Here is a 22,166-nt window from a genome sequence, read left to right on the forward strand (position 1 = left end):
GCCCGCAATTCGCTTTGATCCGGATATGGCAGATTTTTACAATCGATTGCGCACCAAAGGAAAACCGGGAAAAGTGGCAGTCGTCGCCGTCATCAGAAAGATGATCGGTATTTTAAACGCAAGAATGAGACAACATTATGCAGCGGCGCTTGACAATTAACACCGCTGCTTTTTGTTAATTATTTTATTTCTATCAAATCTAATTGCAGCAGGCATTCGAGAAGCCATTGAAAAGGTTGGTGCAACCCTTTTGTTCTTGTCGCCTTATAGCCCGGACTTCAATCCGATAGAGATGGCTTTTTCAAAGATCAAGGCGCTTCTGAGAAAAGCCTGTGCCCGTGAAGTAGAAAAACTTTGGAACGCTATCAGGGATGCTATTGACAGTCTCGAACAAGAAGAAATCAGAAACTATTTCAAAGCCGCTGGATGTGAACCCGAATAAGTGGGATATGCTCTAATTATCTTACCCTGTTTACACAACAAAAAACCCCGAGAGCAAAAACTCTCGTTTTTTTTGGCTGGGGCACCAGGAGAATAACTCCTATTGCACTCATAAGTTATTGATTTAAAAAATAAAATAATGTTTTTCAGTCCGCCTGACTGGTACACGTGTATAGTACACATTGGATTCTTATTAAGTCAAGCTGTGACTGGCTACAGATAATGAGATATATCCCTGAAACACAAAAAAGGCCGCGTTAGCGACCTTTTTCGATAATATCATTGCGAACGGGTATTAGGTACTGTTATCAAATAAGAGTGGTCCTAAGACTTGCTCCGAACGGCTACATTTATAGTATAGGCAGGGGGAATAGCATTTGCAACCGCAAAATTAGTTAGATACGGTTGAAGCCATATCAGAGCCAAGACTGAACACATACAGGCGTTTCTTCAATACACGTACAGACAACGAGACATATGGCCTATACTGCTGGAACGAAACACTAGCGGCTGAACTATTTAAACTTGTGTCCAGTATAGAAATCACTATGCGCAATCGCTATCACGCTGCATTAAGTAGCCATTATACAGGCATTGCACAAGGTACTCAGCAATCTAATGATTGGTATAATCATATAGGCATTCGCCAAAGGTCTGCATTAAACACTATTCAAGAACACAGCCAATATCAATATCCAGATAAAACCATTGCAGCTCTGAACTATGGTTTCTGGATGCACCTCTATGACTGTCGCACTGACGTTCATGACAATAATATCAATTGGGATACTATTTTCCCCAATATCATTATCGGACATCGCCAAACAGCACCAAACCCGAATTATTGGAAACGACGAGCCCACCAAGATATCTTTTTTGGCAGAGTGTATGCAATTAACCAACTAAGAAACAGAATCGCACACCATGAGCCTGTCTGGAAGTTTGGTCCTTTAATGGAAGAAAAACGTCAACGACGTAACATCGTCATCAATCAGGTACTGCCCGCGCCTAATACAGTCACTGAGATGATGCAACGCCTGAATGACACTCATAATAAAGGCATCGAACTTTTGTCATGGTTTTCGCCAAGTCGCGCAGATGATTACTTAAGAAGTCAATCCTATATGGAGTTCCAGCGGTTGGCTTCCTTGAAAGCAATCGAGGCCTACAAGGAAATGCCTTCCAAAAAATCCTATGCACTCAGTTATTTCAGGAAGCGCATGAACCGCATTATGAAAAATCAGGAAGCTGTACAAATTTATCAAAACGGTGATTATAAAGGCACGTTCTTCCCATTTTAAATTTCACCCTCTTTTCTAGGGAAACCCGTTTAATTAAAAAACCCAACCAGTACACACAGGGCGTACACAGTCGGGTTTTCTAAATATTAAGTTATTTATTTTCCAATAACTTTCTTTTGGCTGGGGCACCAGGATTCGAACCTGGGGATGACGATACCAAAAACCGTTGCCTTACCGCTTGGCGATGCCCCATCTGTGTGGTGGCGCGGAACATACGACCAAATTTTAGAAAGTGCAAGAGGGTAATTGAAAAAAAATTAAATTATTTTTCCACAGGAAACCCACCATTTCGGATAGCATTTTTGCAATGCTTTCTCAGCAGCTTGCGCATCCTTTTCGCATTCAAACAAACCAAAGCAGGTTGCCCCACTGCCCGACATACGGGTCAATGCGCACTCGGGCTGAACAGATAAAGCCTGCAAGACATTTGCAATTTCAGGCGCAATCTGAACCGCAGGTGCCATCAGATCGTTTGTACGTTCTTTTAAGGCCTTGATAAAGGTCGCAAACGTATATTCCCCACCCATCGGCGCCGCATCCGTAAACCCGCCTGTGCGGGCCTTAAACACAGATGGTGTGGATAGCGCAATCATCGGGTTAGCCAAAACCATCCAGCAGTCCGGTATAGGGGGAAGAGGTGTTATCACTTCACCGATCCCGCCGACATGATTGGCATGGGCTTTCATACAGATCGGAACGTCCGCCCCCAAGGACAGGGCCAATTCTTCCAATCCCAATGGGTCGGGAAACACCTGCCATAACTGACAAAGCGCCTTCAACGTGGCGGCCGCATCACCGGAGCCACCACCAATACCGGCAGCCACCGGCAAACGTTTATCCAGCGTAATCTGCGCCCCCAAATCGGTCTTGCAGAGTTTTTGCAGCCCCAAAGCCGCTTTCATCACCAGATTATCTGGACCCGACACATCAATATAAGACGCCATCGGGCCAACGACATCCAATGACAAACGGTCTGCGGCTTCCACATGTAACAGATCACCCGTCTGGGCAAACACGATCAGGCTATCGAGTTCGTGGTAACCGTTTTCGCGCCGTCCACATACATGAAGGTATAAATTTACCTTTGCATAGGCCTGTTGCGTAATGCTCATTCTGTCTCGAGACCATTTGCAATTTTTTGTTCGATTGTTTCCAGAACATCCGGTGTTGGGTTGAGACTTTTTGCCCGATACCATTGGAAACGGGCCTCGCGGTTGCGCCCAACTTTCCAGTAAGCATCGCCAAGGTGATCGTTAATCACCGGATCACTGGGTTGCAATTCAACAGCACGTTCCAGATGAGGAACGGACTTTTCATATTGTCCCAGTCGATAAAGCACCCAGCCGAGGCTATCAACGATATATCCATCACGCGGGCGTTGGGCAACGGCTTCTTCGATCATTGCTTGCGCACGTTCAAGGTGACGACCGTTTTCAATCCATGAATAGCCCAGGTAATTCAAAACAAACGGCTGGTTCGGTTCCAGTTCCAATGCTTTTAAAAATAAAGGTTCCGCCTCATCCCAACGTTTCAGACGTTCCAGCGAAATGGCGCGCGAATAAAACAAATTCCAATGATGGGCCGCAACCTCTTGACCAATTAAATCGATTGCCTGCCCATAGATTTTTTCCGCTTTTTCAAATTTTTCATGGTGACGCAAAACATCGCCCAATGTCACCAGAACTTCCAGACGATCGGGATGTTGTGCCACCATCTCTTCCAAAATGGCAATGGCCCCGTCTTGATCGCCCAGATCATCTAGGTTCAGCGCCATACGCAAACGCGCAGACCATGAAAACGGGTTTTTCTTATCAATCGTCGCATAGATTTTATTGGCATCGGCAAAACGGCGATCACTTTCCAGAATTTCTGCCACCAAAATACGGGCAATCGGGAATTTTGGTTTCACATGCAGGGTCATATGGCCCATGATCAAGCCAACTTGCCGGGTACTGTGCGAACGCAGGGAAGAAGCCAGACCGAATAAAGCCTCCGCCAAGCCGTCTTTGACCGTAATTGCCGGTGTTTTCGCCAACATGCCGCTATTGAGTTCGTCCAACAAAGCCTGAATATAAAGGGAATCGGGGTGCGCCAAGAAATACTGTCCATAGACAGCTTGCGCATCATTCACGCGATTCTGTTTGACCAGCAAGGCGGCATAAAGTTCCGCCAGACGCAGGGACATACCGTTTTCACCCTGTGCCGCCAATTTATAATGTTTTTCTGCGTTCCCAACATCGCCTTTAAAATCGTACAATAAACCGGTGTGCAAATGATAAAGTGCTTCCAGCCCTTTTTCTTTTTGCATCGGGGCAATCGCCTTCAACGCCGCATCCACCCCATCGGTCGCTGCGATTAACCATGTCTGGATTAACGGTTTCACATAGGCACCAAGGCCGCTGCCCGGTATGTCATCAACCTTGGTGCGTGCCGCCGCCATATCACCCGCGACCACATCTTCCATGGCCAAAACCAGTTTCGCCATCAGATTTTCGTTATTAATCTCACCTGCAATCTTCGCCGCCTGTTCAAAACGGCCTTCGCTGGCATAAATGGCAAATAATTGGCGTTTCAGGTTATCGTCCAATTCAGTGGGGAAATCTTTCGATTCATGCACAGTACTTAAAAAATCGGCTGCATTCTCCATATCACGATGGCGTACCGCATATTGCCCCACAAGATAATTTGACAAGGAGGACTCACCCGGTTTTAACGGAGGCATTTGCGGTTCACTGGCCGTTGTGCAACCGGTAATCAAAGCCGGGGCACAAATTGTTGCGCAGATGAGGAGGTTCTTCAAACTAAATACAGACACGTTTCGTCCTTGTTTTATTGCCAAACCGGTTACTTGCGATCAGCAGTGTAGCCGAGCGTTTATATAATTCACAACCAGTGAATTGGTTTTTTGTAACAATTACTGTATCTTGCTTGCCAAAGTTTTAGAAGAAGTGACGAAAAATGTCAGAAAACCAACAAAACATGCTGAATGACTGGTTCGAAAATGCGCTTGATCTCTTGTGCATTTTCGATGAAACCACCTGCCTGAACCAAATAAACCCGGCATGGACAAAGACAACCGGATGGACTGAGGGTGAATTAATCGGTTCACAACTGGTTGATTTTCTGCACCCCGAAGATGTCGCGAGCATGCGAGGGGCCTTACAAAATGTGCTTGAAAACCTTCCCCAGCAAAACATCGAAAACCGCTGGCGCCAAAAAAATGGTCAATACATTTGGCTGAGTTGGACTCTTTGCCTGAGCGGGTTACCCCACAAGGCCATCTACGCAAGCGCACGCGATATCAGCACAAGCAAACAAAAGCAAATTGCCATTGATAACGATGTCCGCCTGCTGGAATTGGCTGAACAGACCGCCCGGATCGGTCATTGGCGACTCGATGTCTCCAAAGGGGAACTTCAATGGTCAAACGAGGTCTATAACATCTATGGGCGGCGCCCGAACAAGGCTGTTATCACCCTTGACGATTTTATTGATGCGTTTTCCGGCAGCCACCAAAAGGAATTCTGGTCACTTATCCAACACGCCATAAATGATGGTCGGGAAATCAGTACGGAACTGGTTCTCAAACGCGACGACAATGAAAGACGCACCATCGCGGTTCGCGCCGTTTGTGAATATGATGCCAGCGGTGTTGTGCGTAGCCTGTTTGGCATCTTGCAGGACGTCACCGAAGAACGCGTCCATCAAGCCAGCCTGCGCAGTAAAGAAGAACTCTTATCAATGGCCTTTCGCGCCACATCGGACGGTATTTGGGATTGGGATCTGCAAACCGACCAAATGTGGTTTTCGCCACAATGGAAAGCGCAGCTTGGCTATGAAGAAGATGAAATCTCAAACAGTTTTGAAAGCTGGGCCAATCTGATTTTCGACGAGGATCGCATTCAAGCGATGGACATGATGGACGCACATTTTCGCGGTGAGCTGGACCGTTTTGAAATGATCCAGCGTTTTCATCATAAAAAAGGTCATACGGTTTTCATTTTGGTGCGTGCCTATGCCTTGCGCGATGAACAAGGCCGCGCCATACGTCTGATCGGCGCCCATACCGATGTCACGGAACTCAAACAACTGGAACAGGCCAAATCCGAATTCACCTCGATTGTCTCCCATGAATTGCGCACTCCGCTGACCGCCATTCACGGTGCCATCGGTTTGCTTGACGGTCATTATGGAGAGGAACTGTCCGAGCCCGCCCGCAAACTTGTACGCATCGCCCAGAACAACAGCGAACGTCTAAACTTTCTGGTAAATGACATTCTGGATATGGACCGATTGCAATCCGGGAATGTGACTTTTTCTCCTTCTGTGATCTCGCTTGACAGCTTCCTGCCACAAGTGATTGAAAATCATCGCTCTTACGCCGGGAAATTCAAAGTCGATCTGGATTACGATCAATCGGGCGACAGTTATCAGATCCTTGCAGACCCCGACCGTCTCATGCAGGTCATGGCCAATTTGGTTTCCAACGCCATAAAATTTTCCCATGAAGGGCACACGGTTAAAATTCGCGCCCATACGCGCAATGACAAAATCGCCATTTCCGTCATTGATACCGGGCGCGGCATTCCCCGTGATATGCGCGACAAAATTTTCAATAAGTTTATTCAGGCCGACAGTTCCGATCAACGTCACAAGGGGGGAACAGGGTTGGGACTGACGATTTCAAAAGCCTTACTTGAAAAAATGAACGGGACGATCACCGTTATTTCTAAACTGGACGAAGGGTCCACCTTTACCATTTTACTGCCTCGTGCCGAAACATCAGACGGATAAAATTCATTTAAAGCCCCTCTTGTTTTTCAAGAAAATATATCCAGTTGTATAAGGGTTATGTTGTATTTGGGGTCTTCATGGTCGGTCTGTTTCAAACCATAATGGATCAAATCTTTGGTTCTGCTTCCCCCCCTCCCGATATGTTAGCGGACGATGGGGGGCTGGCTGAGTTTGCCAAACAATATGCCGCACAAATGGAAGAAGAAAAAAAATTCGGCAAGAAACCTTCTGTTTCCGGTGACGATGTTATTCACATTCAACACGGGCGTCACGGTGCGCGCGCTTACTTGCTGGATACATCCGCCTTTCGCAAAGCATTGGTCAAAGAGCTGCGCCCCAGTATCCCCCCGGTTACAGAAGGTATTCTAAAAACACGGTGTGGCGAAAAAGGTGTGGGCTATATGCACGTTGATGCGTTTTACGCCTTTCACATTCACAAAAATGATGCGGTTGAGGAATATAACGCCGCCCTTGGCATTATTGACGAAATCGGTGCCCGTCTCTTAGGCGATCGCTATACCAGTGGCGAGCGAAAACCAGACATCCCGATGACCCGTGTCTTACCGCAAGACATCGTAAACCCGGACGGGACATTCAATATTCAGCGGGCCAAAAAGGCCATCAAGCTGGTGGTGGAAAAAAACATATCCGGCCCAACCGATACCAACTGGCAGGATGGGAAAATCAGTATTGAAGCCACAGACCCCACCCAATATGTCCCCTTGCCACCACGTCCCGCAAAAAAAGACTACGGCGATTGGACAACACAGCCCACACGCGCAAGACCGACTGAAACCAACCTCACACCATCAACCCCGACGAAAAACAATCCGCCACCTGCACAGCAATGGCAATCAACAATCGGGCAAAAAGCACAACACAGCCATGAAGCCAAAACAGCGCGGTCCTGGCTCGACACGCCGCAACCTTCCCCCGCAAACACCGCAGCGGAACGTCAAGCCCAAACGCTGCCGCCCAAATCACTGGGCGTTCAACCCACCCGATTGCGCCAACTAGGCGATGTGGTTCTCGCCTTTCATCCCACGTGGCAACGTCATACAGAACGTATTGATTGTTATGTCGGGTTTGCTTTTCGTCATCAAGACAACACCCTTTTCAAAGGAGATCAATTCTATCCGGCCTCTGCACCTGCCAAAACCATTCACCGCATCGACAAAGCCATTGCCAAACAAGGTGTGCAACATCTGGAACACACCAGCCAACTGGATCAAAAGACGATTTTTTTACCGTTCCATCTGGAAAGTATTTTGGCAGAAAAAAAGGCTTCCCCCCTCAACCCGTTACATAACCTGCCGGAACAAATGCGTCACAGGCTCAGGATTGAAATTATCGGGCTTGGTCAACTTAAATCAACCGAGGCTCTCTTTAAAGCCCTGCAACTACACCAAAATGATCTGCCGCATATCGGCATCCAAATTGAAAACCAAGATATCCCACGCGATATTCTTGAAAATGAGGCCATATCCTTTGTCAGCTATGATATGTCGCTATCTTCCCCCAATACCCACCACACAAGTCACCTGAGCGCGATTGCGAAAATGGCCCATAAGTACAAAAAACATCTTTGTACATGGGGGGTAAAAAATAAGCAGGATATCGAGCGCGCCTTGCAGGAGCAAAGCGCCTACCTCAATGGACGGGGTCTGGCCCGAGACATGCGAAAGCCGGGAAAGATCATCCCTCTCCCGGCTTCCCGAATGTTACTGGATTAAAGCATACTGAAGAATTTTTTCAGGTCGTCATCCAGTTCTCGAACCGGGTCGATTTGATCCCCGGCCGCCCAAATCACTGTAATTGCACCGGCATAAGACCCGGCAGAAGCCTGCGCAATATCCCCGATACGATCGGACACCTTGCTGGATTGATCAGCAACGATACCGACTTTTTCCGAAATATCGTTGGTGGCGGCACCCTGTTCTTCAACCGCAGCCGCAATCGCGCTGGAAACCTCGTTAATTTCGTTGATGGTGTGATAAATTTCGCCGGATTTACGCACGACCTCTTCTGTCGCGTCCTGAATATTGCCGATCTGCTGCGCAATACGGTCCGTTGCCTTTGCTGTTTGATCTGCAAGGTTTTTCACCTCAGCCGCCACAACGGCAAAACCTTTTCCTGCCTCGCCTGCACGTGACGCTTCCACCGTTGCATTCAAGGCCAATAGATTGGTTTTCGCGGCAATATCGGAAATCAGTTGAATAACTTCCCCAATGTTACGTGCTTCGGTGGACAGGGCCGTAATATCTTCCTGAATGCTGTTTACATTTGTCATCGCCAATTGTGATGTCTCACTGGCATAAGAAACCTGACGGGTAATCTCGGCAACCGAAGAGGCCAATTCTTCCGTCGCAGCCGCAACCAATGTAATACTTTCTGACGTTTGAATCGCAGAATCGGCGACATCAATCGTCCCTGAAGAACTTTTATCGATCCGTTTACCCATATTTTCAGCTTCACTGACAATGGATTTTGCATTGTCAATCACACGTTCCACAACGGTATTGACCTGCCCCTGCAAGGTCAGTGCCGATTTCTGCATGTCCGCCAAATTGGCAATAGATCCATTAATATCGCGCGAACCCTTCAGGAAAGCCCCGGTCATGCCGGTTTCAATAATGGTGCGGTAGTATTTTTTCTGCGCCACATGTTCCATCGCAGCAGCCGCTTCACGTACAAAGGCATCTGTGCGGTCAATCGCAGCATTCACCGCATCGAACATTTCCTGTTCTTTGCCATGTGCCCCACGGGTAATTCGCGCTTCGAAGTTTCCTTGATCAATTTCATTACACACATGGATCACTTCATCAATCGCAGACCCAGCCCCCAAAGACGCCGTCCCCGAACCCGCAAAAACACCAAACAGCACAAACACCAGCGCCACAACGATTAAAAGGGCCGGAATGATCGAAAAGCCCGTTGTCACAACCATCTGGACGAATAACGCAACCAAACTTGCCACGCCAAGATAGGAAAAAACATTCCCTTTTGATTTAGATGGAGAGGATGAACTCGTCATATGCGACCCCTTTATTATTTAATATATCCATCAAAGCCTGTGTGGAAGCCTGCATCCCGTCCTTGCGATTCTGGTGGGATTGCTCGATTTGCAGAAGCTTGCCGTACAGCGGAATAATGACATTATCCAGTGTATCACGTTTTGCGACACGCCGGTTCGAATGGTAGCCGACCACATTGGCGTCAGCATCAAAACTCGGCGTGACATGAGCCAGAACCCAATAATGATCACCGTTTTTGCAACGGTTCATAACGTAGGCAAACAGTTCTTCCTTACTGGTCATTTTATCCCAAAGAAGCTTGAAGATACTTCTGGGCATATCGGGATGGCGGATCATACTGTGTGGTTGCCCCATCACTTCATCCAATCGATACCCGGCAACATCAAGAAACACCTTGTTTGCATAGGTGATACGGCCTTTCAGGTCCGTCTTACTCACAATAATCTCATTATCGCCAAATGCGCGCTCAACCCCGGTTAAAGTGGTGTCATTATTCGCCATCTGAGAACCTCTATTCTTTTCAGCTATTATCATTGTAATTTAGGCAGCTCCCTTCTAAAAGTACATCAGTAAAACTACTTCATTCAGATATTTATTTTTGCCAAAAAACACAGAAACATTGACTCTTGAATAAATATACGTATATTTCGCCCACTTTATGTCCGAGTGCGCATTTGCGCATAGTCGGATTTTGTTGTAGCACGCTGCTTGAGGTTCTTGATTATCAAGTTCGAAAGTCCGCATTGATCGGCACCGTAAGGCGCGTTTATTAAAGGGTATGTCGAACCATGTTCGCTATCGTTAAAACCGGCGGTAAACAGTACACCGTCGCTGAAAATGACGTTATCGTCGTTGAAAAATTGGCTGGTGAAGCCGGTTCTGAAATCACACTGGAAGACGTTCTTCTGGTTGGTGCAGAAGGCAAAACCACTGTTGGTACGCCGCTTGTAAAAGGGGCTTCTGTCACAGCAGAAGTGATCGAACAAGGCAAAGGTGATAAAGTGATCATCTTTAAGAAAAAGCGTCGCCAAAACTATCGCCGCACAAAAGGTCACCGTCAGGAACAGACCGTTTTGCGCATTAAGTCTATCAAAGGCTAAGGCCGTTAAACTAAGGAGATCAAGTTATGGCTCATAAGAAAGCTGGTGGCTCGTCCCGTAACGGTCGCGATTCCGAAAGCAAACGCCTCGGCGTTAAAAAATTCGGTGGCGAAGCCGTTCTCGCTGGTAACATTCTGGTCCGTCAACGCGGCACCAAATTTTATGCAGGCGACAACGTTGGCATGGGTAAAGATCACACACTGTTTGCAAAAGCAGAAGGTAAAGTGAACTTCCGCACCAAAGCCAAAGGCCGCACATACGTCAGCGTAGACGCTGCCGAATAAGCGATTTTTCGCTTATAACAGGTTAGGAAAGAGAGGGGTGGTTTTCCATTCCTCTTTTTTCGTTCAAACAAGACGGTTATTCTGACATTCCCCGAATAACCACCTTCATCTCAAGAAAGCTCCCCGCCCGGGCGAGGACGGTAATCATCATGAAATTTTTAGATCAGGCGAAGATTTTCCTCAAAAGCGGTGACGGCGGCAATGGCTGCGTTTCCTTTAGACGCGAAAAATATGTCGAATTCGGTGGTCCTAACGGCGGTGATGGCGGTCGCGGCGGTGATGTCATTGTTGAATGCGTCGACAATTTGAATACCCTGATTGATTACCGTTACCAGCAGCATTTCAAAGCCCAGCGCGGCGAAGGCGGCATGGGGCGCAATCGTTCCGGTAAAAAAGGCAACGACATTGTCCTTAAAGTTCCGGTCGGCACACAAATTCTGGATGAAGATAAAGAAACGGTGCTGGCTGATTTTCTGGAACCCGGCGTGCGGCGCGTTTTGATGCGCGGCGGGGACGGTGGTCGCGGAAACGCACAGTTCAAAACCTCCACCAATCAGGCGCCCCGGCGAAATGAACCCGGCTGGCCGGGTGTGGAACGCTGGGTCTGGCTGCGTTTAAAACTGATTGCAGACGCTGGTCTTGTCGGCTTGCCCAACGCCGGGAAATCCACTTTTCTGGCGGCTGTGTCGCGCGCCAAGCCCAAGATTGCCGATTACCCGTTTACAACCTTGCACCCCAATCTGGGTGTTGTCCATGCCGGGGATCAAAAGGATGGTCGCGAATTCGTTATTGCCGATATCCCCGGCTTGATCGAAGGCGCCCATGAAGGTCAAGGCCTTGGGGACCGTTTCCTCGGTCATGTGGAACGCTGTTCCGTTTTACTGCACCTGATCGACGTCACGCAAGACGATGTCGCTGGCGCCTACACCACAATTCGCCGCGAATTGGAAGCCTACAGCCCTGAACTGGCGAAAAAACCTGAAGTCGTCGCCTTGAATAAATGCGATGCGCTTTTGGACGAACAGGTTGCCGAACAAAAAGAAGAGTTGGCAAAAGTCTATAACGGAAAAATTCACGCAATTTCCGGTGTGGCACGCACAAATGTCCCGGAACTGTTGCTGGAAATGCACCGGATTATCAAAGGCGAAGACGGTGGCCCGATTGAGTTTACCGCCGGCCCGTGGGACGATGGTCCCGTCGAAGAACCGGAAGAAGAGTTTTTTGAAGAAGAATCAAAGCCTTTTGATCCTTTAGCGTGACAGAGATGAAAGAACTGGCTTATAAACGTCTCAAACTTGGTATTGGACCAAATTCAAGGTAAGACTTTATCATGGGCGATCTTCAAAAAAGCACGCAGATCACAGATGCCAAACGCATCGTCATCAAGATCGGTTCCGCCCTTCTTGTGGATGCAAAACACGGGACCGTTCATCGCAAATGGCTGGAAAGCCTTGCACAAGATATTGCCCAAGCCCGTGCACGCGGCCAAGAAGTCGTCATCGTGACCTCGGGTGCCATTGCCGTTGGGCGGCGACACCTTGACCTGCCAAACGGCAGTCTCCGTCTGGATGAAAAACAGGCGGCCGCCGCTTGTGGCAATATCCGGCTCGCCCATGCTTATCAGGAAGTCCTCGGGCATCATCAAATCTCGGTCGCACAAATTCTGGTTACCTTGGAAGACAGCGAAAACCGCCGACGCTATATCAATGCGCGCAACACCATTGAAACCCTTCTGCGCGTTGGGGCCATCCCCCTGATCAACGAAAATGACACGGTTGCAACCGATGAAATCCGTTTTGGCGATAATGATCGTCTTGCCGCCCGTGTCGCCGCAATGGTCAGTGCCGACACCTTGGTTCTTTTTTCTGATATCGACGGGCTTTACACTGCGGATCCCGGCAAAAACCCGGACGCACGTTTCATTCCCGTTGTTGAACAAATCACGCACGAGATCGAGGCAATGGCCGGTGGTGCCGCCAGCAATGTCGGGTCCGGTGGCATGACCACAAAAATTGCCGCCGCCAAAATCGCCCTGAACGCGGGGTGCCGTATGGTCATTACCAAGGGGGAACGCGCCCATCCCCTGAAAGCACTGGAAAACGGTGAAAAGGCCACATGGTTCCTGCCCGAGGCCACACCGCGCAATGCGCGCAAACAATGGATTTCCGGCAGCCTGAAAGCAATGGGGGAAATTGTCGTCGATGTCGGTGCCGTAAAAGCCCTGAAAGCCGGAAAAAGCCTGTTGCCCATCGGTGTACGGGCGGTCAACGGCGATTTCATGCGCGGGGAAGCCGTCAGCGTCAAAGGCCCGGATGGCCGCGAAATCGGACGGGGACTGATTGCATACGGGTCCGAGGATGCCCGTAAAATCATCGGTGTCAAATCCAGCGAGATTAAAGAAAAACTTGGCTATATCGGTCGCGATGAAATGATCCACCGCGATCATCTGGTGGTAGAATTATGATCGACATTTCTTATGTCATCACGGTTTACAACAAGGCCGATCACATCGCCCCCATGCTGAATGCACTGGAACGACAAGAGGGCGATTTCAGCCGTGAATTTATCTTTGTCGATGATGGGTCCACGGATCATTCGCTAGATATCATCCGCGAACGCACCAAAGACTGGCCCAATGTTCGTATTCTTGAACAAGAAAACGCAGGTGTCAGTGTTGCCACCAACACAGGCGGTTTTGCGGCAAAAGGCGAATTCATCAAAATCGTTGATGCCGATGATGCGATGACCCCCTATGCCAGTCGCCGCCTGCTTGACATGATGCGCGCGCATAACCTTGACCAGATTGCCGCCGAATGGAAGCTCAGCCCGGATATAGAAACCGATTCTAAAAATGCACTAGAAACCGACGCATCTCTTGATATTTTAGAGAATCCTCTCTCTGAATTTTTTAAAGTCGGTATGGGGGGATCAACCTCCACCATGATCCGTACCCGTGCTTTTAAAGATGTCGGCGGCTGTGACGAACGGGTCTTCGTTCAGGATTTCTCCCTCCCGCTGCGTCTCAGCAAAAAACATCGCATGGCTTGCACAGATTTGCTGGTTGTTTTCGGCCCCGAAAATGCCGATGGCCGTATTTTGGATGCACAGGCCACTGTTATTCACGACCTGTCTGCCACGATGTATTATTTTCTAATGGATAACCCGGATATAAGCGCCGACCTTCAACGTCTCGCCTTTAAACGATGTGCGGGCCGGGCATGGAAATGGGCAAAACGCAAGCAGGGAAAATCCATTTTTTCACGTGCTTTTTATCTTTATCTCTTGTCCCGTCTTCCCATTTGGCAACAAACAAGTCACCTGATCGGCGAAACCATGTACATCTGGAAAGATGAAACGGTTCGCCAATCCGGTTCTAAAAAAGTTTAAGCCGTCACCCGACGATCACGCACCGACATTTCCTTGATCGGCAAATGTACCACGGCTGCAAATAATCCCAGCGCAATAGATGCCAGCCAGCCGCCTTGGAAACTGCCGGTCAGATCAAAGAAGTAACCGCCAAGCCATGCCCCGAAAAACGCACCAACCTGATGGCTGAACAACGTAATGGCAAACAAGGTGCTCATATAGCGGGTGCCAAACATGACCCCGACCAATCCACTGGTCAGCGGCACAGTCGATAACCACAATGCCCCCATTGCAACAGAAAATGCCATTGTTGAAAAGACGGTAATCGGCATTAATGTATAAATAAGGATGGCAACGGCGCGGCTGAAGTAAATGATACTGAGGAGATATTTTTTCGAATACTTCCCGCCCAAGACACCGGAAACATAGGTGCCCACCATGTTAGACAAACCAATAACAGCCAAAGCTGTCGCCCCGACATCCGGTGAAATATTGCATGTCGATAAAAACATCGGCAGATGCGTCACGATAAAGGCAATATGGAAACCGCAAACAAAGAAGCCCAAATTTAATAAAATATAGCTGTTGGTCCCAAACGCCTCATGCAAGGCTTCACGCAGTGTTTGTTTCGGTTCATGGGTTTCAATATGGCCATCCGCCGGTTTTGCATTGACCTGCAAGGCCAGAAAAACACCCAAAGCCGCAATCGCCGCCAAACAGGCAAGCGCAAAAGACCAGCCATATTGATTGATCAGACTTTGAGAAATCGGTGCAAAAAGGAATTGACCAAAAGAGCCACCCATTGAGGCAATACCCAAGGCGGTACTGCGTTTTTCCTCAGACACCATGCGGGCAACGGCCCCTAAAACCACGGGTAAACCCATCGCCGCCACACCCAGACCGATAAAGACGCCCGCACTCATATGAAACATCAACGGACCTTGCGGAAAAGCCATCCCGACAAGGCCCAGCACATAAATGAACACACCGCTCATTAACACAGGCATCGTGCCATATTTATCGGCCAAAGCCCCTGCAAACGGCTGGGCAATCCCCCACATCAAATTTTGAATGGCAAGCGCGAGGGCAAAAACACCCAACTGCCAGCCCAAATCCATACGCATCGGTTCAATAAACAGACCGTGATTTTGACGCATCCCCATGCCGAGTGCCAAGATAAGCGCCCCGCAAATAATGACCGTCCATGCTTTTTTGCCCATGTGGCATTCCTTATTTTTAAAATAATCAATCGCTAAATGTAAGCATTCCAAACAATATTTCCAGCAATATAGATAGTATTGCGTATAGAAAAAAGATTAGGAGAGCGTTATATCTAAATAAGATAAGAATTTTAAGGACGCCAACATAATGAAACGTTTAGCAAAAGCGATTTTTTGCGCTGTTTTCTTTTTCAGCACAAACAGCTTTGCTCAACCGGACTTCTCCAAAGTGAAGGTCATCACCTCCTTTTACGAACCCTATAGCTTCGCCGAAGAAGGCGCCGCGCAAGGAATCGCGGTCAATCAGGTTCGTAAAATTCTTGCCCAGCTCCATTTTTTCCCCAATATCAGCGTCTACCCGTGGGCGCGCGCATATAACATTGCGTTAAATTCACCCAACACCCTTATTTTTTCTATGGCCCGCACACCTGAACGCGAAGAAAAATTCCACTGGATAGGGCCTGTTGTTGGCTTTGATGTTCATATTTTCAAACATAAAGATCGCAAAGACATTCAAGTCCATAATCTTGCAGAACTGAGGAACTATCAAATCGGCGCTTTACGCAAAGATGTCAAAGGACAATATTTGAAGAAACAAAAAATCGCTATCACCGAACTGACCAGCGAGGAAAACGGGATTAAGCTTCTTCTGAACAACCGTCTGGACCTTATGCCTGCCGATATCACGGCAACCCAATACCGTCTTGAAAAAATGGGACTTTCCCCTGATGTTCTGGAGTCGGTTTATTACCTGAATGAAATTTCCAGACCGCTTTATATGGCATTTAGCTTGAACACATCGATGGAAATCGTAAACGCCTTTCGCGATGCCTATCAACGCGCTTTTCCAAACGGGCTTTAAACGCGGGCAACCTTGCGAAACGTCCCCAGTTTTGTAAGCACCAGCACATTCCCGAACAAGACCAGCGGCACACCGACCACTGCGGCCATCGGCCAGTGATATCCTTCAAAAACGGTTGACAAACTCAGCGCGACAATCGGAAAGAGCACAACACTATAAACCGCTTTTTCAGGCCCGATATTGCCAAGCAGCGTCAAATAACACCCGAACGCAATTACCGATCCAAATACGGCAAGGTAGAACAGCGACCAGATATATTCAAAACGGGGGTCAAAGGTAAATTCCACCCCGTTGAAGCTGGCAAAAATCGCCATGAACAAGGCCCCATAGGCCATTCCCCAGGCATTCGCCTGCATCACCGGAACACCTTTTTTCTGATTGCGGGCCGACACCATATTACCAAACGAGGCACATAACGTGCCCAGTAAAACCAATGTCATGCCGTAGAAACCGCTATCGGATGGGTCAAAATGTTTTACCTCGGGCCAGAAAACCATAAATGTCCCGACCATGCCCAGTGTTGCCCCCAGAACCACACGCCCGGATATGGACGTTTTAAAGAACAACCGGCTTAAGATAATATTCATCACCACCATAGAGCAAAAGCCGACACTGACCAACCCGGTGGTAATATGTCCACTGGCGATATACATAAAGAAGTAATTGCCGGAAAACAGGCACAAGCCCAAAAGGGCGAACCATATATGGGTTTTACGATCAAACGCAAGCGAACGCCGTGTCAAAACGCAAAAAGCCAGCAATAAAATACTGGCTAATGCGAAACGGTATGCGATGGAGGCTTCCACCGCAACCACGCCCAACTGATATTTGATCGCAAGCCACGTCGAGCCCCAAATCAAAACCGTTGTTATATAAAGAAAGGCATTGGGCATGCTGAATTCATTTCGCCTTGTTCAAAAAACGTCGCTCTGGCACGAAAGCCAGAGCCTGAATTCACGGGAGTATTCAGATCCCGGTGCGACGGGATGACGTAACCGTAAGCATTAATTTATCTCACCCAAAACGGCTTGGCAATTTCAGCTTCCACCTGTGCTTTGGTCAGACCGACATCTTTCAACATGTGGTCACTCAAATACGCAAGAGACTTGCGGGATTTATGGCGGTGAAGCCAAACAAAAAGCGTTTTGTGTACTGTCTTCAGCGTTGTACCCAAACGTGCCTGTACTTTTTCGCCGTTATGGGGTGAACAGCATTCAATAATGTTAAGAGTTTCTACTGACATAACGATCTCCATCACGTTTAAGGTTTAGTCAATAGAGGCGCGCCTCTTATGGTTTCTTTCTACAGATGTTTTCTTCTGTTCTCAAACGATCTTTTTTGCTATACAGCATAAGTAAAAGTAATCCGAATAACAGGATTGTATCGAAACAATGGCCCGCAAACTCCCCCCATTGAATGCATTGCGCGCATTTGAATCCGCTGCTCGTCATCTCAGCTTTACACGGGCGGCAGAAGAACTTTATGTGACTCAGGCCGCCGTCAGCCATCAGGTCAAAGCGTTGGAAGATCACTTGGGACTCAAGCTTTTCAAGCGTTTAAACCGTGCTTTGATGCTTACAGATGATGGCCAGCAATATTATCCCGATGTGCGCGATGCCTTAGATCAGTTATCGCGTGCAACGGAAAGTTTATTGAAATCCGACCTCAACGGTGTCTTGACCGTATCGGTCATGCCGTCCTTTGCCTCCCTGTGGCTGGTGCCGCGTTTGCAAAATTTTACTAATCAATACCCCGATATTGACGTTCGCATTGCAGCAGACGACAGTTTGACCGATTTTGCCCGCGATGATGTCGATTGTGCCATTCGATACGGATTGGGCAACTGGCCCGATGTCTATGAAGAACGTTTTATGGGGGAAGATGTTTTTCCGGTATGCTCTCCGCTTTATCTGGAAAAACACCCCTCACTGGTTTCACCGCAAGCCCTGAAACATCACACCTTGATCCATGACTACGCCATCCATAGCGATGCCGAAGCCCACCTTGCGTGGAAATACTGGCTAAGGGAAGCCGGTATCAAAGGCGTCGATCATACCAGAGGGCCGAAGTTCTCACATACCCATATGGTTATGCAGGCCTGTATGGTGGGCGAAGGGGTGGCATTGGGACGATCCGCCCTGATCCAGAGCGAACTGGATGCCGGGCGGCTTGTGCGTTTGTTTGATTACAGTATTTCCACCAATGTTGCCTACTATTTTGTGTGCCCGAAAGGTGCGACGGAAAGGTATAAAATCAAGGCCTTTCGCGACTGGTTATTATCAGAATCAGCCCAACTTTGAGCATTCATTTCAAATTTTTTCTGATAAGCTAGTTTCAAATGAAATCATATCAGAGAGGCCTTTTACATGCAGCTTGCCGAAGCCCTTTTTTGTGCCCTGAAAGATCGTGGCGCTACCGAGGTTATAGGAATTCCCGGCGATTTTGCCCTTCCCTATTTCAAAATTCTGGAAGATACCAAAATTCTTCCGCTTTATACGCTCAGCCATGAACCCGGTGTCGGGTTTGCCGCTGATGCTGCGGGACGTTTCAACAGCCGTCTCGGGGTTGCCGCCGTGACGTATGGCGCAGGCGCCCTTAATATGGTTAATCCGGTGGCACAGGCTTATGTGGAAAAATCCCCCCTCGTCGTCATTTCCGGTGCCCCGGGGAAACTGGAAAGCCAGCGCGGCCTTGGTCTGCACCATCAGGTCAAACGAATCGATTCCCAATATAAGATTTTTGAAGAAATCACCTGCGCGCAAGTCATTTTGGACGATGTTCAGACCGCGCCACATTTAATCGCGCACGCGTTGGATACCTGCATTCAACAATCACGCCCGGTTTATATTGAATTACCGCGTGACATGGTGTCCGAAGATATTGCGGCTGTTCCCGCCTTTCATCCCGGTTGTGACAATATGGATGGAGCACGCGCCTGCGCCGAAGAAGTTCTGGAACATTTGCGCGCCGCCAAACAGCCCTGCATTATGGCCGGTGTGGAAATTCGTCGTTTTGGTCTGGAAAAGAAACTGGCAGAACTCACCAATATTCTGGGTGTGCCGGTTGTCACCTCTTTCATGGCGCGCGGCATTCTCGCCGACAGCGAAGTCCCCTTGATCGGTACTTATCTGGGCCTTGCCGGTACAGAAAAAGTCCGCAAAGCGGTTGAACGTTCTGATGGTTTGTTGATGTTGGGCGTCATCCTGTCCGATACCAACTTCGGGGTTTCCAAACGCGAAATTGACATGCGCGCCTGCGTTCATGCCTTTGACCGTGAGGTCAATTTCGCCCATCACACTTACCGTGAAGTCACGCTGGAATGTTTGATCGAAGCCTTGATTGAAATCGCCCAGCCCATTGGCGATGCCAAACGACACCCCGCCCCTGTCTATCCGCGTAATCTCAGCGCTGATGATAAAGCCATCGCGCCAACTGATATCGCCTGCGCCGTCAACGATATGTTTGCCAAACATGGCAAAATGCCCATCGCATCGGACATGGGAGATTGCTTGTTTACCGCAATGGATATCGCCAATACCGCCTTGATTGCACCGGGTTATTATGCCTCGATGGGGCCGGGGGTACCAGCAGGGCTCGGCATACAGGCCACATCCGGCAAACGTCCGTTGATCATGGTTGGCGATGGTGCCTTTCAAATGACAGGCTGGGAATTGGGCAATTGCCGCCAATATGGTTGGAACCCGATTGTTTTGCTGTTTAACAACCGCAGCTGGGAAATGCTGCGCACCTTCCAGCCGGGGCCGGATTATCACGATCTGGATGATTGGAAATTCGCCCAAATGGCAGCCCCGATGGGCGGGAAAGGTGTGCGCGTCACCACCCGTAAAGAATTGATCGAGGCCTTAGAAGCTGCCCAAAATGATACATCCTGTTTCCAACTGATCGAAATCATGCTGGAACGCGGCGAAATTTCCCAAACCCTCAATCGCTTTGTCAACGCGGTGAAACGATTAAGTACAACGAAATAGGACCTTGAAGGAGGGTGTGGATAAACTAAAGTCGCATCCTCCTTTATATAAAAAGATTTGTACCTGTGGATAAATTTCTCTAGCTTGGAATAGTTTGATTATTCTTTTTAAAGTTATTCCATGCACGCTTTTTTGCTTACAGCTTGCGCCTTGATCCCACTGGCAGCCAATTCTATCCTCTGTCGGCAAGCCCTTGAAACCGGTGCAATTGACGCAGCTTCTTTTACCTCCATTCGGATTATTTCCGGTGCTGTGATGCTGTGCCTGATCGTCCTGATCCGCCGCCGTCCCTTATCCAGACAAGACGGAAACATCAAAAGCGCCGCCATGCTGTTCACCTATATGGTGTTCTTTTCTTTTGCTTACCTTTCCCTAGGGGCCGGAACGGGGGCTTTGATTTTATTCGGGGCCGTTCAGCTTACCATGTTTGTCTATGCCCTTAAAATCGGGGAACATTTCAGTCTTTTATCCTGGCTGGGCCTGGGAATTGCCGTCAGCGGGATTATTTATCTGGTTTCCCCCGGTCTGAATGCACCGGACTTGATCGGAAGCCTTTTAATGATTATCGCCGGAATTGCATGGGGGCTTTATTCACTGGCCGGACGGGGCACGACCAAACCACTGGAAAGCACCGCCATGAACTTTGTTTACTGCGTGGTGCCCGTTATTGTGATGAACCTGTTTTTTCTGGATCAAACTGTTCTCAGTAATCACGGCGTTCTTTTGGCAATTGCCTCAGGGGCATTCGCTTCCGGCTGCGGCTATACCATTTGGTATTCGGCCTTGCGTTACCTGAAAGCCACCCAAGCTGCCACCGTTCAATTGTGCGTTCCAATCATTGCCGCCCTGGGTGGAACGGTACTGCTGGACGAAACCTTGACCCTTCGTCTTGTTCTGGCCTCCCTTGCCACATTAGGCGGGATTGCTTTGGTCCTTTTCCAACGCTCCCACAAAAAAAATTAAATCCACGAAAGGGATTTTTCCAGAAAAGCCCGGGCATTACTGGGTTGCCATTCCCCGTGCGCCATGATGGCCTTTTCCACGGGTAAAGACAGCAAACGTTCCTTGGCTTGGCGAGTGGCTTTGCGTTTAAAAAAGCTCAGTCGCCATTCAAGCGGGGCATACCCCCGTCCTTCTACGATCCCCCACAGTTTCGCAATCACGCGCTGCCACGTGTTCCAGTGTTTTTGAATGAAGGTCTCGCTGAAATTTTCCGATAGATCCGCCATAATAACGGTATGGGACGGACGATGGAAAAACACCACTTCATCCATAAAAAACGACCCGTTAAACCAGATCAAATCAAAGACATCACCCCATTCCTGCGGCGCTTGATCCCCAAGCCCCCCTGTAAACTGCAAGTCTTTGCGTTTATCAATGGTCGATTGCGGTCCCCATAAACAAGCCTTTGGATAAGCCTGTTGCCACGGCCCCAAAAACAGATGATGAATTTTATTGGGGCTGACCAGATGGGCAACCGTCCCCAATGCATCAATTTCCGTTTTTAAATCCGTACTCAGTTCAATCGGGGACCAGACCCATAATTTGTTATCTGCCAGTCGTACAACGACCATACGAGTGGGATAGGGACAGCTGTAAAAATCCACCAGACCGCCTTCGCCAATCCAGATATCCTGTGCAACGTTGATTAACATCGTTATGTCCTTACCAATTCTCCGCCAATAATTCGAAATGGCCTTGGGGGTGATCACACGCCGGGCAGACCGTTCTTGTCTTGCCTGCAACGACTCGATCGTTCCCGCATCGATTTCCG

The 22,166-nt window shown here is 48.6% G+C and carries 20 protein-coding genes, 1 tRNA gene and 2 pseudogenes; 14 read left to right on the plus strand and 9 right to left on the minus strand.

Annotated elements, in window-relative coordinates; all coding sequences use genetic code 11:
* The 3 genes and pseudogenes from IEW74_RS17365 to IEW74_RS12310 form a co-directional block, all read left to right on the plus strand.
* Nucleotides 1–160 (plus strand): annotated as a pseudogene (locus IEW74_RS17365) (IS110 family transposase); the annotation flags it as partial.
* A gap of 48 nt (nucleotides 161–208) precedes the next feature.
* Nucleotides 209–442, plus strand: a pseudogene (locus IEW74_RS17370) (transposase); the annotation flags it as partial.
* Between the two features lie 427 nt (nucleotides 443–869).
* Nucleotides 870–1,742: an Abi family protein gene (locus IEW74_RS12310; RefSeq protein WP_229734351.1), complete on the plus strand. Its 873-nt coding sequence runs from the start codon at nucleotides 870–872 to the stop codon at nucleotides 1,740–1,742.
* Between the two features lie 117 nt (nucleotides 1,743–1,859).
* On the opposite strand, the gene IEW74_RS12315 is transcribed toward IEW74_RS12310, so the two are convergent.
* From IEW74_RS12315 to IEW74_RS12325, 3 genes are all read right to left on the minus strand, one after another.
* Nucleotides 1,860–1,934 (minus strand) — tRNA-Gln (locus IEW74_RS12315).
* Nucleotides 1,935–1,999: 65 nt separating this feature from the next.
* Nucleotides 2,000–2,854 (minus strand): 4-(cytidine 5'-diphospho)-2-C-methyl-D-erythritol kinase, encoded by an 855-nt coding sequence (locus IEW74_RS12320; RefSeq protein WP_229734344.1) that lies wholly within the window; start codon nucleotides 2,852–2,854, stop codon nucleotides 2,000–2,002.
* Entirely contained in the window at nucleotides 2,851–4,557 is a 1,707-nt protein-coding gene (locus IEW74_RS12325) for a tetratricopeptide repeat protein (RefSeq protein ID WP_188665543.1), read from the minus strand. The genes IEW74_RS12320 and IEW74_RS12325 overlap by 4 nt, the downstream gene beginning before the upstream one ends.
* 143 nt (nucleotides 4,558–4,700) lie before the next feature.
* Here IEW74_RS12325 and IEW74_RS12330 point away from each other — a divergent pair, with 143 nt between their 5' ends.
* Both IEW74_RS12330 and IEW74_RS12335 read left to right on the plus strand, forming a co-directional pair.
* Nucleotides 4,701–6,536, plus strand: coding sequence for a PAS domain-containing sensor histidine kinase (locus tag IEW74_RS12330; RefSeq protein WP_188665545.1), 1,836 nt, complete (start codon nucleotides 4,701–4,703; stop codon nucleotides 6,534–6,536).
* 77 nt (nucleotides 6,537–6,613) lie between these two features.
* The gene (locus IEW74_RS12335) at nucleotides 6,614–8,269 is read left to right on the plus strand and encodes a hypothetical protein (protein WP_188665548.1); all 1,656 of its coding nucleotides are present in this window, start codon (nucleotides 6,614–6,616) and stop codon (nucleotides 8,267–8,269) included.
* Here the strand turns inward: IEW74_RS12335 and IEW74_RS12340 are convergent.
* Both IEW74_RS12340 and IEW74_RS12345 read right to left on the minus strand, forming a co-directional pair.
* Nucleotides 8,266–9,570: a methyl-accepting chemotaxis protein gene (locus IEW74_RS12340; protein ID WP_188665551.1), complete on the minus strand. Its 1,305-nt coding sequence runs from the start codon at nucleotides 9,568–9,570 to the stop codon at nucleotides 8,266–8,268. The genes IEW74_RS12335 and IEW74_RS12340 overlap by 4 nt on opposite strands.
* Nucleotides 9,545–10,072: a PAS domain-containing protein gene (locus IEW74_RS12345; RefSeq protein ID WP_188665552.1), complete on the minus strand. Its 528-nt coding sequence runs from the start codon at nucleotides 10,070–10,072 to the stop codon at nucleotides 9,545–9,547. The genes IEW74_RS12340 and IEW74_RS12345 overlap by 26 nt, the downstream gene beginning before the upstream one ends.
* A 287-nt stretch (nucleotides 10,073–10,359) precedes the next feature.
* On the opposite strand from IEW74_RS12345, the gene rplU reads away from it, so the two are divergent.
* From rplU to IEW74_RS12370, 5 genes are all read left to right on the plus strand, one after another.
* The gene (rplU, locus tag IEW74_RS12350; RefSeq protein ID WP_188665555.1) at nucleotides 10,360–10,671 is read left to right on the plus strand and encodes a 50S ribosomal protein L21; all 312 of its coding nucleotides are present in this window, start codon (nucleotides 10,360–10,362) and stop codon (nucleotides 10,669–10,671) included.
* 26 nt (nucleotides 10,672–10,697) lie between these two features.
* Entirely contained in the window at nucleotides 10,698–10,955 is a 258-nt protein-coding gene (rpmA, locus tag IEW74_RS12355) for a 50S ribosomal protein L27 (protein WP_188665558.1), read from the plus strand.
* Between the two features lie 149 nt (nucleotides 10,956–11,104).
* Nucleotides 11,105–12,214, plus strand: coding sequence for a GTPase ObgE (gene obgE, locus IEW74_RS12360; protein ID WP_188665561.1), 1,110 nt, complete (start codon nucleotides 11,105–11,107; stop codon nucleotides 12,212–12,214).
* A gap of 71 nt (nucleotides 12,215–12,285) precedes the next feature.
* The gene (proB, locus tag IEW74_RS12365; protein ID WP_188665564.1) at nucleotides 12,286–13,419 is read left to right on the plus strand and encodes a glutamate 5-kinase; all 1,134 of its coding nucleotides are present in this window, start codon (nucleotides 12,286–12,288) and stop codon (nucleotides 13,417–13,419) included.
* The gene (locus tag IEW74_RS12370) at nucleotides 13,416–14,342 is read left to right on the plus strand and encodes a glycosyltransferase (RefSeq protein ID WP_188665566.1); all 927 of its coding nucleotides are present in this window, start codon (nucleotides 13,416–13,418) and stop codon (nucleotides 14,340–14,342) included. The genes proB and IEW74_RS12370 overlap by 4 nt, the downstream gene beginning before the upstream one ends.
* Here IEW74_RS12370 and IEW74_RS12375 read toward each other — a convergent pair.
* Nucleotides 14,339–15,541 carry an MFS transporter gene (locus tag IEW74_RS12375; RefSeq protein WP_188665568.1) on the minus strand — a complete coding sequence of 401 codons (1,203 nt, stop codon included), beginning with the start codon at nucleotides 15,539–15,541 and terminating at the stop codon, nucleotides 14,339–14,341. The genes IEW74_RS12370 and IEW74_RS12375 overlap by 4 nt on opposite strands.
* A 148-nt stretch (nucleotides 15,542–15,689) precedes the next feature.
* Between IEW74_RS12375 and IEW74_RS12380 the strand changes: the two genes are divergently transcribed.
* On the plus strand, nucleotides 15,690–16,403 hold the full coding sequence (locus IEW74_RS12380; RefSeq protein WP_188665570.1) for a substrate-binding periplasmic protein: 714 nt from the start codon (nucleotides 15,690–15,692) through the stop codon (nucleotides 16,401–16,403).
* Here the strand turns inward: IEW74_RS12380 and IEW74_RS12385 are convergent.
* Both IEW74_RS12385 and IEW74_RS12390 read right to left on the minus strand, forming a co-directional pair.
* Complete coding sequence (locus tag IEW74_RS12385; protein ID WP_188665572.1) at nucleotides 16,400–17,296, minus strand: DMT family transporter; 897 nt, start codon at nucleotides 17,294–17,296, stop codon at nucleotides 16,400–16,402. The two genes, IEW74_RS12380 and IEW74_RS12385, sit on opposite strands and share 4 nt — an antisense overlap.
* Nucleotides 17,297–17,412: 116 nt before the next feature.
* Nucleotides 17,413–17,646, minus strand: a complete 234-nt coding sequence (locus IEW74_RS12390) for a DUF1127 domain-containing protein (RefSeq protein ID WP_188665574.1) — start codon at nucleotides 17,644–17,646, stop codon at nucleotides 17,413–17,415.
* 148 nt (nucleotides 17,647–17,794) lie between these two features.
* Here IEW74_RS12390 and IEW74_RS12395 point away from each other — a divergent pair, with 148 nt between their 5' ends.
* The 3 genes from IEW74_RS12395 (at nucleotide 17,795) to IEW74_RS12405 (ending at nucleotide 21,355) form a co-directional block, all read left to right on the plus strand.
* Nucleotides 17,795–18,703 carry a transcriptional regulator GcvA gene (locus IEW74_RS12395; RefSeq protein WP_188665577.1) on the plus strand — a complete coding sequence of 303 codons (909 nt, stop codon included), beginning with the start codon at nucleotides 17,795–17,797 and terminating at the stop codon, nucleotides 18,701–18,703.
* A 66-nt stretch (nucleotides 18,704–18,769) separates the two neighbouring features.
* Entirely contained in the window at nucleotides 18,770–20,392 is a 1,623-nt protein-coding gene (ipdC, locus tag IEW74_RS12400) for an indolepyruvate/phenylpyruvate decarboxylase (protein WP_188665580.1), read from the plus strand.
* A 120-nt stretch (nucleotides 20,393–20,512) separates the two neighbouring features.
* On the plus strand, nucleotides 20,513–21,355 hold the full coding sequence (locus IEW74_RS12405) for a DMT family transporter (protein WP_188665583.1): 843 nt from the start codon (nucleotides 20,513–20,515) through the stop codon (nucleotides 21,353–21,355).
* Here the strand turns inward: IEW74_RS12405 and IEW74_RS12410 are convergent.
* Nucleotides 21,352–22,047: a DUF4336 domain-containing protein gene (locus IEW74_RS12410; protein ID WP_188665587.1), complete on the minus strand. Its 696-nt coding sequence runs from the start codon at nucleotides 22,045–22,047 to the stop codon at nucleotides 21,352–21,354. The two genes, IEW74_RS12405 and IEW74_RS12410, sit on opposite strands and share 4 nt — an antisense overlap.
* Between the last annotated feature and the right edge of the window lie 119 nt (nucleotides 22,048–22,166).

Source organism: Terasakiella brassicae, from assembly GCF_014641495.1.
Lineage (GTDB): Bacteria > Pseudomonadota > Alphaproteobacteria > Rhodospirillales > Terasakiellaceae > Terasakiella > Terasakiella brassicae.

Coding starts and splice junctions, on each gene's coding strand:
- IEW74_RS12320 (WP_229734344.1), bottom strand. CDS start 2,854: ATGAGCATTACGCAACAGGCCTATGCAAAGGTAAATTTATACCTTCAT.
- IEW74_RS12330 (WP_188665545.1), top strand. CDS start 4,701: ATGTCAGAAAACCAACAAAACATGCTGAATGACTGGTTCGAAAATGCG.
- IEW74_RS12335 (WP_188665548.1), top strand. CDS start 6,614: ATGGTCGGTCTGTTTCAAACCATAATGGATCAAATCTTTGGTTCTGCT.
- IEW74_RS12340 (WP_188665551.1), bottom strand. CDS start 9,570: ATGACGAGTTCATCCTCTCCATCTAAATCAAAAGGGAATGTTTTTTCC.
- IEW74_RS12345 (WP_188665552.1), bottom strand. CDS start 10,072: ATGGCGAATAATGACACCACTTTAACCGGGGTTGAGCGCGCATTTGGC.
- rplU (WP_188665555.1), top strand. CDS start 10,360: ATGTTCGCTATCGTTAAAACCGGCGGTAAACAGTACACCGTCGCTGAA.
- rpmA (WP_188665558.1), top strand. CDS start 10,698: ATGGCTCATAAGAAAGCTGGTGGCTCGTCCCGTAACGGTCGCGATTCC.
- obgE (WP_188665561.1), top strand. CDS start 11,105: ATGAAATTTTTAGATCAGGCGAAGATTTTCCTCAAAAGCGGTGACGGC.
- proB (WP_188665564.1), top strand. CDS start 12,286: ATGGGCGATCTTCAAAAAAGCACGCAGATCACAGATGCCAAACGCATC.
- IEW74_RS12370 (WP_188665566.1), top strand. CDS start 13,416: ATGATCGACATTTCTTATGTCATCACGGTTTACAACAAGGCCGATCAC.
- IEW74_RS12375 (WP_188665568.1), bottom strand. CDS start 15,541: ATGGGCAAAAAAGCATGGACGGTCATTATTTGCGGGGCGCTTATCTTG.
- IEW74_RS12380 (WP_188665570.1), top strand. CDS start 15,690: ATGAAACGTTTAGCAAAAGCGATTTTTTGCGCTGTTTTCTTTTTCAGC.
- IEW74_RS12385 (WP_188665572.1), bottom strand. CDS start 17,296: ATGCCCAATGCCTTTCTTTATATAACAACGGTTTTGATTTGGGGCTCG.
- IEW74_RS12390 (WP_188665574.1), bottom strand. CDS start 17,646: ATGTCAGTAGAAACTCTTAACATTATTGAATGCTGTTCACCCCATAAC.
- IEW74_RS12395 (WP_188665577.1), top strand. CDS start 17,795: ATGGCCCGCAAACTCCCCCCATTGAATGCATTGCGCGCATTTGAATCC.
- ipdC (WP_188665580.1), top strand. CDS start 18,770: ATGCAGCTTGCCGAAGCCCTTTTTTGTGCCCTGAAAGATCGTGGCGCT.
- IEW74_RS12405 (WP_188665583.1), top strand. CDS start 20,513: ATGCACGCTTTTTTGCTTACAGCTTGCGCCTTGATCCCACTGGCAGCC.
- IEW74_RS12410 (WP_188665587.1), bottom strand. CDS start 22,047: ATGTTAATCAACGTTGCACAGGATATCTGGATTGGCGAAGGCGGTCTG.